The sequence below is a fragment of the Pseudomonas songnenensis genome (assembly GCF_003696315.1).
Classification (GTDB): Bacteria; Pseudomonadota; Gammaproteobacteria; order Pseudomonadales; family Pseudomonadaceae; genus Stutzerimonas; species Stutzerimonas songnenensis.
The window spans coordinates 188936-202930 of record NZ_RFFN01000003.1; the positions used below are offsets into that span (position 1 = coordinate 188936).

Here is a 13995-nt window from a genome sequence, read left to right on the forward strand (position 1 = left end):
CACAGCATTCATAGCGCTTTCCAGGAACCCGTCATGTCCGCCACCACCGGTACGCTCTATATCGTTTCCGCGCCTTCCGGGGCCGGCAAGACCAGCCTGGTCAAGGCGCTGGTCGATGCACAACCGCAGGTGCGGGTGTCGGTTTCCCACACGACCCGCGCCATGCGCCCGGGCGAGGTCGACGGGGTCAACTACCACTTCGTCAGTCGCGAGGATTTTCTCGCCCGGCTGGAGCGCAACGAATTTCTCGAGCATGCCGAAGTATTCGGCAACCTGTACGGCACCTCGCAGCGCTGGCTGGAAGGCACCCTCGCCGAAGGCTTCGACCTGATTCTGGAAATCGACTGGCAGGGCGCCCAGCAGGTGCGTCGGTTGATGCCACAGGCCAAGTCGATCTTTATCCTGCCACCGACCCAGGAAGCCCTGCGCCAGCGTCTCAACAACCGCGGCCAGGACAGCGACGAGATCATCGAAAAACGCATGCGCGAAGCGGTAAGCGAAATGAGCCATTACGTCGAGTACGACTATCTGGTGATCAACGACGACTTCGCTCATGCCCTGATCGACCTGCAATCGATCTTCCGCGCCAACCAGCTGATACAGACGACCCAGCAGCAACGCCATGCCCGCCTGCTCGGCGAACTGCTGGCGTAGCTCGGTTGGCGCACAGCCCGCAGAAACAGCGCTTCCATTAAGGCTGGTGATTTTTTAGACTACTCCGTCCGCTCGCCCATTCGGGCACGCTCTACCGCTATTGATGAGGAACACCATGGCCCGCGTTACCGTTGAAGATTGCCTGGACAACGTCGATAACCGCTTCGAGCTGGTCATGCTCGCTACCAAGCGCTCGCGCCAGCTGGCCACCGGTGGCAAGGAGCCCAAGGTCCCATGGGAAAATGACAAGCCGACCGTCGTCGCCCTGCGCGAAATCGCTTCCGGCCTGGTCGACTACGATGTCATTGCACAGGACGAGATCGTTGACGACGAACCGCTCTTCACCCAGTACGAGGAAGAGCCGAACGAGGCCATCTGAATAAATGCCAGGTCGAAGTCGAACCGATAACATCGAAGCCTGCTGGCAAGGAGCACTGTCTTGCCAGCCATAGACGCGCTTGCGGATCGTCTATCGACCTACCTAGGCCCGGACCAGGTGAATCTGGTTCGCCGCGCCTACTTCTATGCCGAGCAGGCCCATGACGGGCAGCGCCGGCGCAGCGGTGAAGCCTACGTCACCCATCCCCTCGCGGTAGCCAACATCCTCGCCGACATGCACATGGACCATCAGAGCCTGATGGCCGCGATGCTGCATGACGTCATTGAAGACACCGGCATTCCCAAGGAAGCGCTGGTTGCCCAGTTCGGCGAAACCGTGGCTGAGCTGGTCGACGGGGTCAGCAAGCTGACCCAGATGAACTTCGAGACCAAGGCTGAAGCCCAGGCCGAGAACTTCCAGAAGATGGCCATGGCCATGGCCCGCGACATCCGCGTGATCCTGGTCAAGCTCGCCGACCGCCTGCACAACATGCGCACGCTGGAAGTGCTGGCCGGCGAAAAGCGCCGCCGCATCGCCAAGGAAACCCTGGAAATCTACGCGCCCATCGCCAACCGGCTGGGCATGCACACCATGCGCGTGGAGTTCGAGGACCTGGGCTTCAAGGCCATGCATCCGATGCGTTCTGAACGCATCCGGGCAGCCGTGCGCCGTGCTCGTGGCAACCGCAACGAGATCGTCGAGAAGATCGAGCAGTCGCTGATTCACTGCCTGGAACGCGAAGGCCTGGAAGGTGAGGTGCTGGGGCGCGAGAAGCACCTGTACAGCATCTACAAGAAGATGCGCGGCAAGCGCAAGGCGTTCCACGAGATCATGGACGTCTATGCCTTCCGCATCGTGGTGGACAAGGCCGACACCTGCTATCGCGTGCTCGGCGCGGTGCACAGCCTGTACAAACCGCTGCCGGGCCGCTTCAAGGACTACATCGCGATCCCCAAGGCCAACGGCTACCAATCCCTGCACACCACGCTGTTCGGCATGCACGGCGTGCCCATCGAGATCCAGATCCGCACCCGCGAGATGGAAGAGATGGCCAACAACGGCATCGCCGCGCACTGGCTGTACAAGTCCCCCGAGGACGAAGTGCCCAAGGGCACTCACGCCCGCGCCCGCCAGTGGGTCAAGGGTGTACTGGAGCTGCAACAGCGCGCCGGCAACTCGCTGGAATTCATCGAGAGTGTGAAGATCGACCTGTTCCCCGACGAGGTCTACGTCTTCACCCCCAAGGGCCGCATCATGGAGATGCCCAAGGGTTCCACCGCCGTCGACTTCGCCTATGCGGTGCATACCGATGTCGGCAATACCTGCATCGCCTGTCGCGTCAACCGTCGCCTGGCGCCGCTGTCACAGCCACTGGAGAGTGGCTCGACGGTGGAGATCGTCACCGCACCGGGCGCGCGGCCGAATCCGGCCTGGCTGAACTTCGTCGTCACCGGCAAGGCGCGCACCCATATCCGCCATGCACTGAAGCTGCAGCGCCGCTCGGAATCGATCAACCTCGGCGAGCGCCTGTTGAGCAAGGCGCTCAGTGGCTTCGAGACCAGCCTGGAAAAGATCAGTCCCGAGCGCATCCAGCAGGTACTCACCGAGTACCACATGGAATACGTCGAGGATCTGCTGGAAGACATCGGCCTGGGCAACCGCATGGCCTATGTGATCGCGCGCCGCCTGATCCTGCGCGACGACGAGCAGGCGCCAGCGCTCGAAGGCCCACTGGCGATTCGCGGCACCGAAGGGCTGGTACTCAACTACGCCAAGTGCTGTACCCCGATCCCAGGCGATCCCATCGTCGGCCACCTGTCCGCCGGCAAGGGCATGGTGGTGCACCTGGAAACCTGTCGGAACATCGCTGACGTACGCCACAACCCGGACAAATGCATCCAGCTGTCCTGGTCAAAGGATGTCACCGGCGAGTTCAACGTCGAGCTGCGCGTCGAGCTGGAGCACCAGCGCGGCCTGATCGCGCTGCTGGCCGGCAGCGTCAATGCCGCCGACGGCAACATCGAGAAGATCGGCATGGACGAGCGCGACGGCCGCATCAGCGTCGTGCAACTGGTGGTGAGCGTGCACGATCGCGTGCATCTGGCCCGGGTGATCAAGAAGCTGCGCGCGATCAAGGGCGTCACCCGCATCACCCGCGTCAAGGCCTGACCCCCGTCGACTCCGACCTATCAGCAAAACGCCACGGCTGGCCGCTCTCGCCGCCAGCCATTATGCTGGCTGCCCGTTGCGCAATTTCCAGAGGAGTTTCCATGAGCAAGACCGTGATCAACACCGACAAGGCCCCGGCCGCCATTGGCACTTACTCCCAGGCCATCAAGGTCGGCAATACCGTCTACCTGTCCGGACAGATCCCGCTGGATCCGAAGAGCATGGAGCTGGTGGAAGGTTTCGAAGCGCAGGCGGTGCAGGTGTTCGAAAACCTCAAGGCAGTGGCCGAAGCCGCAGGCGGCTCGCTGAAGGACATCGTCAAGCTCAACATCTTCCTCACCGACCTGGGCAACTTCGCCACCGTCAACGAGGTGATGAGCCGCTACTGCCAGCAGCCGTACCCGGCCCGCGCCGCCATCGGCGTCGCCGCGCTGCCGAAGGGCGCGCAGGTTGAAATGGACGCGGTTCTGGTCATCGACTGACCGGACGCCTGCCGGCGCGGCGCCAGTCGCCGCGTCATCGACTCAACGCACCAGAATTTCGACCCGCCGATTGCGCGGCTCGGCCGTGGCATCCGGCGTCGCTATCAGCAGATTGCGCTCGCCGTGGGATTCCACCCGCAACTCCATCGCCTCCAGCCCCTTGACGCGCAGTAGCTCGGCAACCGCCTGGGCGCGTCGCAGACCGACCTGCTCGTTGGCCGCACGATGCCCCAGGGTATCGGTATGGCCGATCACCGTTACCACCGGATAATCCCGACGACGAGCCGCCAGCAGAACGCCGTCGAGCAGCTGCTCAGCGGCACCGTCCAGCTGACCGGATGGCGCAAGATGCAGGGTGAATCGCTCCGGCAGAGCCGGTTGAGCCGCCAGCGCGCGGTCAAAATCCGCCTTGCGCCGCACATCCGACACGGCGAATGCCAGCCCCGCGGCGATCGCGATGCCCTGCCCGGAAGCGTCCAGCCGACGCTCGCCATCTTCTCCGAGCACCACACCACCGAGCCCACCGCCATTGTCCGCCAGCATCACGTAGGACTGCTGGGCACAGCCAGCCAGCGTCGCCATTGCCAGCAGTGCCATGGTTTTCGTCAGCGATATCGGCTTCACGGCCCCACCTTCATCAGCACCTGGCCGCCGCGCACGCCGATCCGGCCGTCCGGCGTCTCGATGGAGATTGCCTGCGGATCGAGGCGGGCCATGTCGCCCGCAATCAGATTGAGAGTGCCCCGGTTGAGCGTCGCGCGCAGCCGCAGCTCATCCGCGGCGGGGGCGAAGCGGTAGTCATCCAGCGTCAGCTCGCTGTGCGGGCCGAACGACAACACGCTGCCGTCACCGAGGATCACTCCCAACGCTCCTTCAGCACCGGTACTCAACCCGACGCCCGGGACGATCGCCTGGCCGACCTTGGCGGCATTGGTATAGCCACGGCTGCTGATATAGGCGGCGCCTTCCACCCGCGCCACATGCCCTACGGGCTCGGGCAGGTTCTCGGCCAAGGCAGGCCCGATCCAGACGGCGGCGACCATGCAGGAGGCTCGCAATAGGTAGTTGTGAGGACTGATCATCGAAGCTCTCATCAGTAAGGCAGAGGGAGCGATGCCGTTCGGCTCCACCGGAGTAAGGCAGTGCAAACCGGCAAAAAATCCCTCGGCCGTTTCGTTTTCATAAATCCATGTGTTTCAACACCGCTTTACGCGCATGCCCATCGGTTCCGTGGGTAACCGGTCATTCGTCGCAAACCCCATCGCCGTTCGTCGCGCAATCATTCAGGGAGCCCCGCTTGCCGTATCCTCGCCGCTGTCGGTTGATCAATAACTGACCAGCGGTCTGGCACAGAACAGCATCCATAAGCTAGCGACCGCACGCACCTTTGCCTTGTGCGCCAGCGGGTACTCCCCGCGCCAGAAAACTGTGGTCTGCCCACTTCGGGCAGTGTTTATCGATGCGTCGGGTCTGGCCCGATTGGATGTGAAATGAAGAAACCACGCCTACTCCAGGGTCGCCGCGGCCTTGCGTTGTCCGTTCTTTCCCTGCTGCTGCTCGCGGCTGTCGCCCTCTGGCTGGTACAACCCAGCGCACCGGCGGACAGCCCCGCCGCCGGCTCGGCTGCCGCCATGCTCGGCGAGCTGCAGAGCTCGCGCGAAAGCTGGGAAGCCAACCGCGGTGACCTGTCGCGGCTGATGGGTGACCTGCGCGGCGGCGCCATTGCCAGCGCCGCGCTGGGTGCCGATGCGGTTTACGTCACCACCACCGGCGAGCAACGTTACTGGGTACCGGACCAGTCCGGGCGGGTTGCCGCTCTGCTGCTCGATCAGTACGCCGCCAGCGGCGCGGAGTTGTTCCCGCTGGCGATGTTCCAGACCGACGCGGAGAAGCCGTTCTACAAATTCCTGCTGCCCTACTCGCCGATCGCCCTGCTGCTGATCGGCGCGGCGATCTTCTTCGCCATGAAGACCCGCGGCTTCGACGTGCAGCGCAAGGGCAGCGGCGTGACCTTCGCCGATGTCATCGGCGCCGCGGAGGCCAAGCAGGCCCTCAGTGACGTCACCGCCTATCTGCGCGATCCGGCCGCCTATGCGCGCCTGGGCGCCCGACCGCCGAAGGGCGTGCTGCTGACCGGCGAACCCGGCACCGGCAAGACCCAGCTGGCCAAGGCGCTGGCGAGCGAGTCGAATGCCAGCTTCATCCAGGTCACCGGCAGCGACTTTTCGTCGATGTACTTCGGTGTAGGCATCCAGAAGGTCAAGTCGCTGTTCCGCACCGCGCGCAAGCAGGCGCCGTGCATCATCTTCATCGACGAGATCGACGGCATCGGCAAGCGTGCGGAACAGACCCGCTCCAGCGACGCCGAGAGCAACCGCATCATCAACCAGTTCCTTGCCGAGATGGATGGCTTCGATGGCGCCGCCGGCGTGCTGGTCCTCGGCGCCACCAACTTCCCGAACTCGCTCGACCCGGCGCTGGTACGTGAAGGCCGCTTCGACCGCTCCATCGCCGTCGGCCTGCCCGGCCTCGACGATCGTGAAGCGCTGTTCCGCCTGTACGCCGGCAAGATCACTGCCGCGGCGGAGCTGGATTTCCCGCAGCTGGCGCGCAATACCGTCGGCCTCACGCCGGCCGCGATCGCCTATATCGTCAACCATGCCGCGCTGCTGGCGGCCCGCGCGGGCGCCAGACAGGTCGATATGGCGCACTTCGTCGACGCGGTGGAAACCTGCCGCATCGGCGAGCAGCCGTCCGGTGTGACGCCGATGTCGCCGACCGATCGCAAGCGCATTGCCGTACACGAGGCCGGCCACGCGCTGGTGGCGGCGGCACTGAATGTCGGCCGGGTCGAGAAGGTCACCATCCTTCCGCGCGGCCAGGCACTCGGCGTGACCCTGGTGACGCCGGTGGAAGACAAGCGCCTGCACATGTACTCCGAGCTGCGCAATCGCATCCAGATGCTGCTGGCCGGGCGCGGCGCCGAGCAACTGTACTTCCATGAGGTGTCTTCGGGTGCCGGGCAGGACCTGCAGGAAGCCTCGAAGATCGCGCTGTCGATGGTCGGTGCCCTGGGTATGGGCCCGCGCGGCTCGCTGCTGAGCTTGCAGGCCGTGCGTGATGCGCACCTGGAAAGCGATCCGCGCGAAGCACTGGAGGCGGCCGACGAGCTGCTGCAGCAGCTCAATCAGGATTGCCTGGCGCTGCTCCAGCGGCTCAAGCCCGCCCTCGATCACATCACCGAGCGCTTGCTCGAATGCGAGACGGTCGCCGGCGAAGAAGTCCTGGCGGCCGTCGCACAGGTGCCCGCCGACCGCGCCCATGCCGTCTCGCCGCTGCACGGCCCCGCCACAGGCCTGGAGCGTGTCGCGGCCTCAGGCTTCGACGACAGCACCGGGGCGCTGTTCGATCTGGTCGCCGGCGAGCCGAAGGACACTGCCGAACCGGAAGGCCCCGGCATGGCCTGAAACATTGCCTGAACGCTCGGCAACGCCCGAGTGCTCAGGGCAACAGCACCAGCCGATTGGGCAGCTCGTTGCGCTCGTGAGTCTTCGGCACATGCTGCGCCAGCAGCGCGCCGCTGGCCTCGATGCAGCCGAGAAAGCCTTCCAGCACCTGCCCCTGTTTCACCCGATCGGTGAAACAGGCGACGATGGATTCCCAGGCCGCATTGTCGATGCGGCTGGATATGCCGCGGTCGACGAGAATCTCCACATAACGCTCGGCTTCGGAAACGAAGATCAGGACGCCGGTATCAGCATCGGTGTGATGCAGATTGAGCTCGATGAACTGCCGCCGCGCCAGGTTGCAGGCACGCCAGCAGCGCACCGAACGCGGAATCAGCCGGCTGGTCAGTGCCGGCATGCGGAATAGCACCGCCAGCACGATAAAGGTCGCCCACTGCACCAGCAGCAGTTGCCAGGCACCGAGCCAACCGCTGAAGAACAGCAGCGCCCCCGGTAGCAGCAGCGCAATCAAACTGGCCCAAAGCAGCGGAATGTAGCGGTAGTCGTCTGCCTGCGCTGCCAGCACCGTTACCAGTTCGGCATCGGTATTGCGTTCGACCTGCTCAATCGCCTCGGCCACCTGTCGCAGTTCGCTTTCGCTGAGTAAGGTCATCGTTCATCCATTATTGAATTACCAGCCGCCGGAAGCACCACCGCCGCCGAAGCCACCACCGCCACCACCGAAGCCGCCGCCGCCGAAACCACCACCACCGAAGCCGCCACCACGGCCCATGCCGCCAAGCAAGGCACCCAGCAGCAGGGCGCGCCGGCCACCCCCGCGGCCACCGCGACCACCGCCGATGACGAAGATCGCCACCAGCATGAGGAAGAAGCCGAGAATCCCGAGGCCGCCGGGTTGTTGCTGGCCCATCGGCATCACTGGTCGCAGCTCGGCAGGCAACGCGTCGCCGCCGAGCACGGTGATGATCGCCTCCGCCCCTTCGGTTATTCCGGCGGCGAAGTCGCCGCGCTGGAATGCCGGCGCGATGATCCGGTTGATGATCACCGAGGATTGCGCGTCGGTGAGCCGGCCTTCGAGGCCGTAGCCGACCTCGATGCGAATCTTGCGGTCATCCCGGGCGACGATCAGCAGCGCACCGTTGTCCTCATCCTTCTGCCCGATGCCCCAGCTGCGGCCCAGCTCCAGCCCGAACTCCTCGATGCTGCGCCCGCCCAGGTCCGGCACGGTGACCACTACCACCTGTTCACCGGTCGCCTGCTCGTGCCCGGCCAGCATGCTGGTCAGGCGCGCCTCGGCCTGGGTATCGAGCAGCTCGGCGCGATCGACCACGCGGCCGGTCAGCGCCGGCAAATCGCTTTCCTGAGCAACGAGGCCTGCGGTCCAGAGCAGCAGGACCAGCAGTAGCGGAAACCTGGACGTCATTGAAACTGCACTTGCGGCGCTTGCTCGGCGTTCTCGGCCGTCGCCTCGAAGTTCTCGCGGATCGGCATATCGCTGTACATCAGCTTGTGCCAGATACGGCCGGGAAAGGTGCGGATCTCGGTGTTGTAGCGCTCCACCGCCGCGATGAAGTCGCGACGTGCCACCGCGATGCGGTTCTCGGTACCTTCGAGTTGCGACTGCAGCGCAAGGAAGTTCTGGTTCGATTTGAGCTCCGGGTAGCGCTCGGACACCGCCATCAGCCGGCTCAGGGCGCCGGTCAACTGGTTCTGCGCCTGCTGGAACTGCTGCAGCTTCTGCGGATCGTCGAGGGTATTGGCGTCGACCTGAATCGAGGTGGCCTTGGCCCGCGCTTCCACCACCGCAGTGAGGGTTTCCTGCTCCTGACGGGCGAAGCCCTTGACCGTCTCGACGAGATTGGGAATCAGGTCGGCACGCCGCTGATACTGGTTCTCCACTTGCGACCAGGCGGATTTCACCTGCTCGTCATAGCGGGGGATGTTGTTGATACCGCAGCCGGCCAGCAGCCAGGACATGAGGACGACAACGGTCAGTTGCCAGGTGTAGCGAAAACGCTGCGTATGCATGGTGCGCTCGTCCATTCTGTTAACCAGTACGCAGATAAGAATAGCCAAGGGCCATAAGAGTTCAGGTCGACGATGAAACTCCCTGCGCCGCGGACAGCGTCCACGGTGCCCGCACCAGCAGGGCCGCGCAACGCGTCTGCAAGTGCTCGTGGAGCAGCCTTACCGGCTTGCTCAGCTGCGCACGGTGGGCGCAGAGCAGGCCGAGCGGCGCCGCTTCGCCGAGGCACTCCGGCAACAGTATTCGCAGACGATCGGCCGCCACATCATCGGCGATGTCCAGCCACGACTTGTAGGCCAGCCCGAGGCCGGCCAGGGCCCAGCGTCGCACCACATCGGCATCGTCGCTGACGCGGTCGCCAGCGACCTGCACGGTGCGCCCCCGGCGCCCTTCCTGAAAGCACCAGCGGTCATGCACGCGGCCGGCGAGCATGAAGCGCAGACAATTGTGTGCTGCCAGCTCGTCCAGCCGCTGCGGCGCGCCGTGGCGCTGCAGGTAGGCCGGCGAGGCGCACAGCACCCGGCGATTGCCGGCCGCCACCGGCAGCGCCACCAGGCTGGAATCCTGCGGCTCGCCGTAACGCAGGACCAGGTCCACCGGCTGCCGGAACAGGTCGGTCAACCCGTCGCCCAGCAGCAGGCGCAGCTGCAACTGCGGATGGCGCGCCTGGAATTCGTCGAGCCAGGGCAGCAGGACGTTGCGACCGAAGTCCGATGGTGCCGACAGCTGCAGCACGCCGCGGATCGCCTCGCGCCCGCCAGCGAGGGTCTGGGCGCCCTCGTGCAGGCTGGCCAGTGCCGCCCGGGCATGCAGCAGATACGCCTCACCCTCGGCAGTCAGGCGCAGGCTGCGTGTGGAGCGCACGAACAGTCGCGCCCCCAGGCTCGCCTCCAGGCGCTTCAAGGCCGCACTGGCCACCGCCGGCGACACGTCGAGCCCGCGCGCGGCCGCGGAAAGGCTACCGCTGTCGGCGGTGCGGACGAACAGCTGCAGGTCATCGATACGCAGCATTTTCAAAATCCTGTTGAAAGAGCCTCGCTTATCACCCCGTTTTTCCGCCGAGTCAAATAGCTGAGCATGCCCTCCCAACCGAATCCATACGGAGCAACAGCATGAAAGCGGTCGCCTACTTCCAATCCCTCGCCATTGACGATCCCCGCGCGCTGCAGGACGTGGAACTGCCCGAGCCGGTACCCGGCCCGCGCGATCTGCTGGTGGAGGTGCGCGCCATTTCGGTCAACCCGGTGGATACCAAGGTACGCCGCAACACGCAGCCCGAGGGCGGTCAGCCGAAGGTGCTGGGCTGGGACGTCGCCGGTGTGGTCGTCGGGGTGGGCAGCGAAGTCAGCCTGTTCAAGGTCGGCGACGAGGTGTTCTACGCAGGCTCCATCGCCCGCGCCGGCGGCAACAGCGAACGCCATCTGGTGGACGAGCGCATCGTCGGGCGCAAGCCGCGGAGCCTGAGCTTTGCCGAGGCCGCCGCACTGCCGCTGACTGCCATCACCGCCTGGGAGCTCTTGTTCGAACGCCTGCAACTGGTGGAAGGCCAGGGCGCCGGGCAGCGGTTGCTGATCGTCGGTGCCGCCGGCGGCGTCGGTTCGATCATGCTGCAGCTGGCCCGTCAGCTCACGAAGGTCAGCGTGATCGCCACCGCCTCGCGCCCGGAAACCCAGGCCTGGGCCCGCGAACACGGCGCCCATCATGTCATCGACCATAGCCAGCCGCTGCACGCCGAGCTGCAGCGCGCCGGTTTCGCCAGCGTCAGCCATGTCGCCAGCCTGACCCAGACCGATCAGCATTTCGACCAGCTGGTCGAGGCACTGGCGCCCCAGGGCCGCCTGGCGCTGATCGACGATCCGGCCCAGCCGCTGGACGTGATGAAGCTCAAGCGCAAGAGTCTGTCGCTGCACTGGGAGCTGATGTTCACCCGCTCACTGTTCGAGACGCCGGACATGATCGAGCAGCACCACCTGCTGCAGCGCGTCAGCCAGCTGGTCGATCTGGGCGTGCTGCGCACCACCCTCGGCGAGCACTTCGGCACCATCAACGCGGCCAACCTGCGCCGCGCCCATGCCCTGCTGGAAAGCGGCAAGGCCAAAGGCAAGATCGTGCTGGAAGGCTTCTGAGCTAGATAGCCTCCAGGCTAGATCACTCCGGCCGCGCGCAGGCCGGCGATCTGCTCGTCGCTCATGCCCAGCAGGCGCTGCAACAGCGCCTCGCTGTGCTCGCCGAGCAGCGGCGGCGGGTTGCGGTACGCCACTGGCGAAGCGGACAGCCGCAGCGGGCTGGCCACCTGCGGCACGCGGCCGGCCAGCGGATGCAGCATATCGACGTTCAGCCCGCGATGCTGCACCTGCGGGTCGGCGAACACCTGCGCCAGGTCGTTGATCGGCCCGCAGGGCACACCGGCCTGCTCCAGCGCACTGACCCATTCGGCCGTGGTGCGGAACACCGTGACCTGGCGGATCAGCGGAATCAGTTCGGCGCGATGGGCAACGCGCGCGCGATTGGTGGCGAAGCGGGCATCGGCCGCCCACTCGGGACGCCCGGCCCCCTCGCAGAACTTGCGGAACTGACCGTCGTTGCCGACGGTGAGGATGATGTCGCCGTCGGCAGTGGGGAAATCCTGATAGGGCACGATGTTCGGATGGGCATTGCCCATGCGCCTGGGCGCCACGCCGGTGGTGAGGTAGTTGAGCGCCTGGTTGCCGAGGCAGGCGACCTGCACGTCGAGCAGCGCCGTGTCGATATGCTGGCCCTCGCCGCTGCGTTCGCGATGTGCCAGCGCAGCGAGCACGCCAACGGTGGCGTACAGGCCGGTGAGGATATCGGTCAGCGCCACGCCGACCTTCACCGGCCCGGCGCCCTCCTCCGCATCGCTGCGCCCGGTCAGGCTCATCAGCCCGCCGAGGCCCTGGATCATGAAGTCGTAGCCGGCACGTGTGGCGTAGGGGCCGTCCTGGCCGAAACCGGTGATCGAGCAGTAGATCAGCCGCGGATTGATCGCCTTCAGGCTTTCGTAATCCAGCCCGTAGGCGGCCAGCCCGCCGACCTTGAAGTTCTCCAGCAGCACATCGCACTGCGCCACCAGCTCGCGGATGATGCGCTGGCCCTCGGGCCGGGTGAAGTCGACGGTCAGCGATTGCTTGTTGCGGTTGGCGGTCAGGTAATAGGCGGCCTCCGAAGTGTTCTCGCCGTGCTGGTCCTTGAGATAGGGCGGGCCCCAGTGACGGGTATCGTCGCCCGTGCCAGGGCGCTCGACCTTGATCACCTCGGCGCCGAGATCACCGAGGATCTGCCCGCACCAGGGCCCGGCGAGCACGCGCGACAAGTCGAGAACACGGATATGGGACAAGGCGCCGGGCATGGACGAAAACCTCGAAGCTCAAGTGAACGTAGGGTGGATCGGGGCGCGTAGCTGATGTTTCACCCATCCACCGTGCGTGGCCAACGGTGGATGAAAAGAGCGTCATCCACCCTACGGCAGCGTCAGAAGAACGCCTGAATGCCTGTCTGCGCGCGGCCGAGAATCAGTGCATGCACATCGTGGGTGCCCTCGTAGGTGTTCACCACCTCCAGGTTGACCAGGTGCCGGGCCACGCCGAACTCGTCGCTGATGCCATTGCCGCCCATCATGTCGCGCGCCATGCGCGCCACGTCGAGCGCCTTGCCGCAGCTGTTGCGCTTCATGATCGAAGTGATTTCCACCGCGGCGGTGCCCTCGTCCTTCATCCGGCCGAGGCGCAGGCAACCTTGCAGGGCCAGGCTGATCTCGGTCTGCATGTCGGCCAGCTTCTTCTGGATCAGCTGGTTGGCAGCCAGCGGCCGGCCGAACTGCTGGCGGTCGAGCACGTACTGGCGCGCGGTGTGCCAGCAGAACTCGGCGGCGCCCAGCGCGCCCCAGCTGATGCCGTAGCGGGCACTGTTCAGGCAGGTGAACGGCCCCTTCAGCCCGCGCACGTCGGGGAAGGCGTTCTCTTCCGGGCAGAACACGTTGTCCATGACGATCTCGCCGGTGATCGAGGCGCGCAGGCCGACTTTTCCGTGAATCGTCGGGGCGGACAGCCCTTCCCAGCCCTTTTCCAGCACGAAGCCGCGAATCTCGCCGGCGTCATCCTTGGCCCAGACCACGAAGACATCGGCGATCGGGCTGTTGGTGATCCACATCTTGCTGCCGGACAGGCGATAGCCGCCGTCGACCTTTTTCGCCCGGGTGACCATCGAGCCAGGGTCGGAGCCGTGGTTCGGCTCGGTGAGGCCGAAGCAGCCGATGTATTCGCCGCTGGCCAGCTTGGGCAGGTACTTCTGCCTGGTCGCCTCGTTGCCGAACTCGAAGATCGGCACCATCACCAGCGAGGACTGCACGCTCATCATCGAGCGGTAGCCCGAATCGATGCGCTCGACCTCGCGGGCGATCAGGCCGTAGCACACGTAGCTCAGCCCGCTGCCGCCGTAGGCTTCGGGAATGGTCGCACCGAGCAGGCCGGTCTCGCCCATCTCGCGAAAGATCGCCGGATCGGTGCGCTCATGGCGGAAGGCTTCCAGCACCCGCGGCGCCAGCTTGTCGGCGGCGAACTGCGCGGCGCTGGCCTGCACCATGCGCTCTTCTTCGGTCAGCTGCTGGTCGAGCAGCAGCGGGTCGATCCAGTTGAAGCTTGCTTTGCCGGCCATTCGGGGGCTCCTCTTGTTGTCTTCGGCACCGCAGGCGCGCGGGCGGGATGAGCTGATCCTAGGCGCCACGACAGCGCGTCGCAAACGAGGATTTCGCATCAAACTGTGCGTTTCCCTCACTCCGAGATAAGCTCTTCGTCCATTAGC

The 13995-nt window shown here is 65.4% G+C and carries 14 protein-coding genes; 6 read left to right on the forward strand and 8 right to left on the reverse strand.

Annotated elements, in window-relative coordinates:
* The first annotated feature begins 33 nt into the window (after positions 1–33).
* From gmk to EA798_RS09575, 4 genes are all read left to right on the forward strand, one after another.
* On the forward strand, positions 34–654 hold the full coding sequence (gene gmk, locus EA798_RS09560) for a guanylate kinase (protein ID WP_122098792.1): 621 nt from the start codon (positions 34–36) through the stop codon (positions 652–654).
* 115 nt (positions 655–769) lie between these two features.
* Positions 770–1033 (forward strand): DNA-directed RNA polymerase subunit omega, encoded by a 264-nt coding sequence (gene rpoZ / locus EA798_RS09565; RefSeq protein ID WP_015278473.1) that lies wholly within the window; start codon positions 770–772, stop codon positions 1031–1033.
* Positions 1034–1093: 60 nt separating this feature from the next.
* Complete coding sequence (spoT, locus tag EA798_RS09570) at positions 1094–3202, forward strand: bifunctional GTP diphosphokinase/guanosine-3',5'-bis pyrophosphate 3'-pyrophosphohydrolase (protein WP_165362502.1); 2109 nt, start codon at positions 1094–1096, stop codon at positions 3200–3202.
* Positions 3203–3303: 101 nt separating this feature from the next.
* On the forward strand, positions 3304–3684 hold the full coding sequence (locus EA798_RS09575; protein ID WP_106156073.1) for a RidA family protein: 381 nt from the start codon (positions 3304–3306) through the stop codon (positions 3682–3684).
* Positions 3685–3726: 42 nt separating this feature from the next.
* Here EA798_RS09575 and EA798_RS09580 read toward each other — a convergent pair whose 3' ends face one another.
* Positions 3727–4281 carry an OmpA family protein gene (locus EA798_RS09580; protein WP_208643720.1) on the reverse strand — a complete coding sequence of 185 codons (555 nt, stop codon included), beginning with the start codon at positions 4279–4281 and terminating at the stop codon, positions 3727–3729.
* A gap of 23 nt (positions 4282–4304) precedes the next feature.
* A complete protein-coding gene (locus tag EA798_RS09585) occupies positions 4305–4766 on the reverse strand; it encodes a FecR domain-containing protein (RefSeq protein ID WP_106156074.1) in 462 nt (153 codons plus the stop codon).
* 408 nt (positions 4767–5174) lie between these two features.
* On the opposite strand from EA798_RS09585, the gene EA798_RS09590 reads away from it, so the two are divergent.
* A complete protein-coding gene (locus EA798_RS09590) occupies positions 5175–7151 on the forward strand; it encodes an AAA family ATPase (protein WP_122098794.1) in 1977 nt (658 codons plus the stop codon).
* A 34-nt stretch (positions 7152–7185) separates the two neighbouring features.
* On the opposite strand, the gene EA798_RS09595 is transcribed toward EA798_RS09590, so the two are convergent.
* The 4 genes from EA798_RS09595 to EA798_RS09610 all read right to left on the reverse strand — a co-directional run bounded on the left by EA798_RS09595 (position 7186) and on the right by EA798_RS09610 (position 10188).
* Complete coding sequence (locus EA798_RS09595) at positions 7186–7803, reverse strand: TPM domain-containing protein (protein WP_106156076.1); 618 nt, start codon at positions 7801–7803, stop codon at positions 7186–7188.
* An 18-nt stretch (positions 7804–7821) separates the two neighbouring features.
* Positions 7822–8574, reverse strand: coding sequence for a TPM domain-containing protein (locus EA798_RS09600; protein WP_122098795.1), 753 nt, complete (start codon positions 8572–8574; stop codon positions 7822–7824).
* Positions 8571–9179: a LemA family protein gene (locus EA798_RS09605; protein WP_106158765.1), complete on the reverse strand. Its 609-nt coding sequence runs from the start codon at positions 9177–9179 to the stop codon at positions 8571–8573. Before EA798_RS09605 ends, EA798_RS09600 begins: the two co-directional genes overlap by 4 nt.
* A 61-nt stretch (positions 9180–9240) precedes the next feature.
* Positions 9241–10188: a LysR family transcriptional regulator gene (locus EA798_RS09610; protein ID WP_122098796.1), complete on the reverse strand. Its 948-nt coding sequence runs from the start codon at positions 10186–10188 to the stop codon at positions 9241–9243.
* A gap of 101 nt (positions 10189–10289) precedes the next feature.
* Here EA798_RS09610 and EA798_RS09615 point away from each other — a divergent pair, with 101 nt between their 5' ends.
* Entirely contained in the window at positions 10290–11303 is a 1014-nt protein-coding gene (locus tag EA798_RS09615; protein ID WP_122098797.1) for a zinc-binding alcohol dehydrogenase family protein, read from the forward strand.
* Positions 11304–11320: 17 nt separating this feature from the next.
* Here EA798_RS09615 and EA798_RS09620 read toward each other — a convergent pair whose 3' ends face one another.
* Both EA798_RS09620 and EA798_RS09625 read right to left on the reverse strand, forming a co-directional pair.
* Entirely contained in the window at positions 11321–12544 is a 1224-nt protein-coding gene (locus tag EA798_RS09620; RefSeq protein WP_122098798.1) for a CaiB/BaiF CoA transferase family protein, read from the reverse strand.
* A 122-nt stretch (positions 12545–12666) separates the two neighbouring features.
* The gene (locus EA798_RS09625; RefSeq protein WP_122098799.1) at positions 12667–13848 is read right to left on the reverse strand and encodes an acyl-CoA dehydrogenase; all 1182 of its coding nucleotides are present in this window, start codon (positions 13846–13848) and stop codon (positions 12667–12669) included.
* Between the last annotated feature and the right edge of the window lie 147 nt (positions 13849–13995).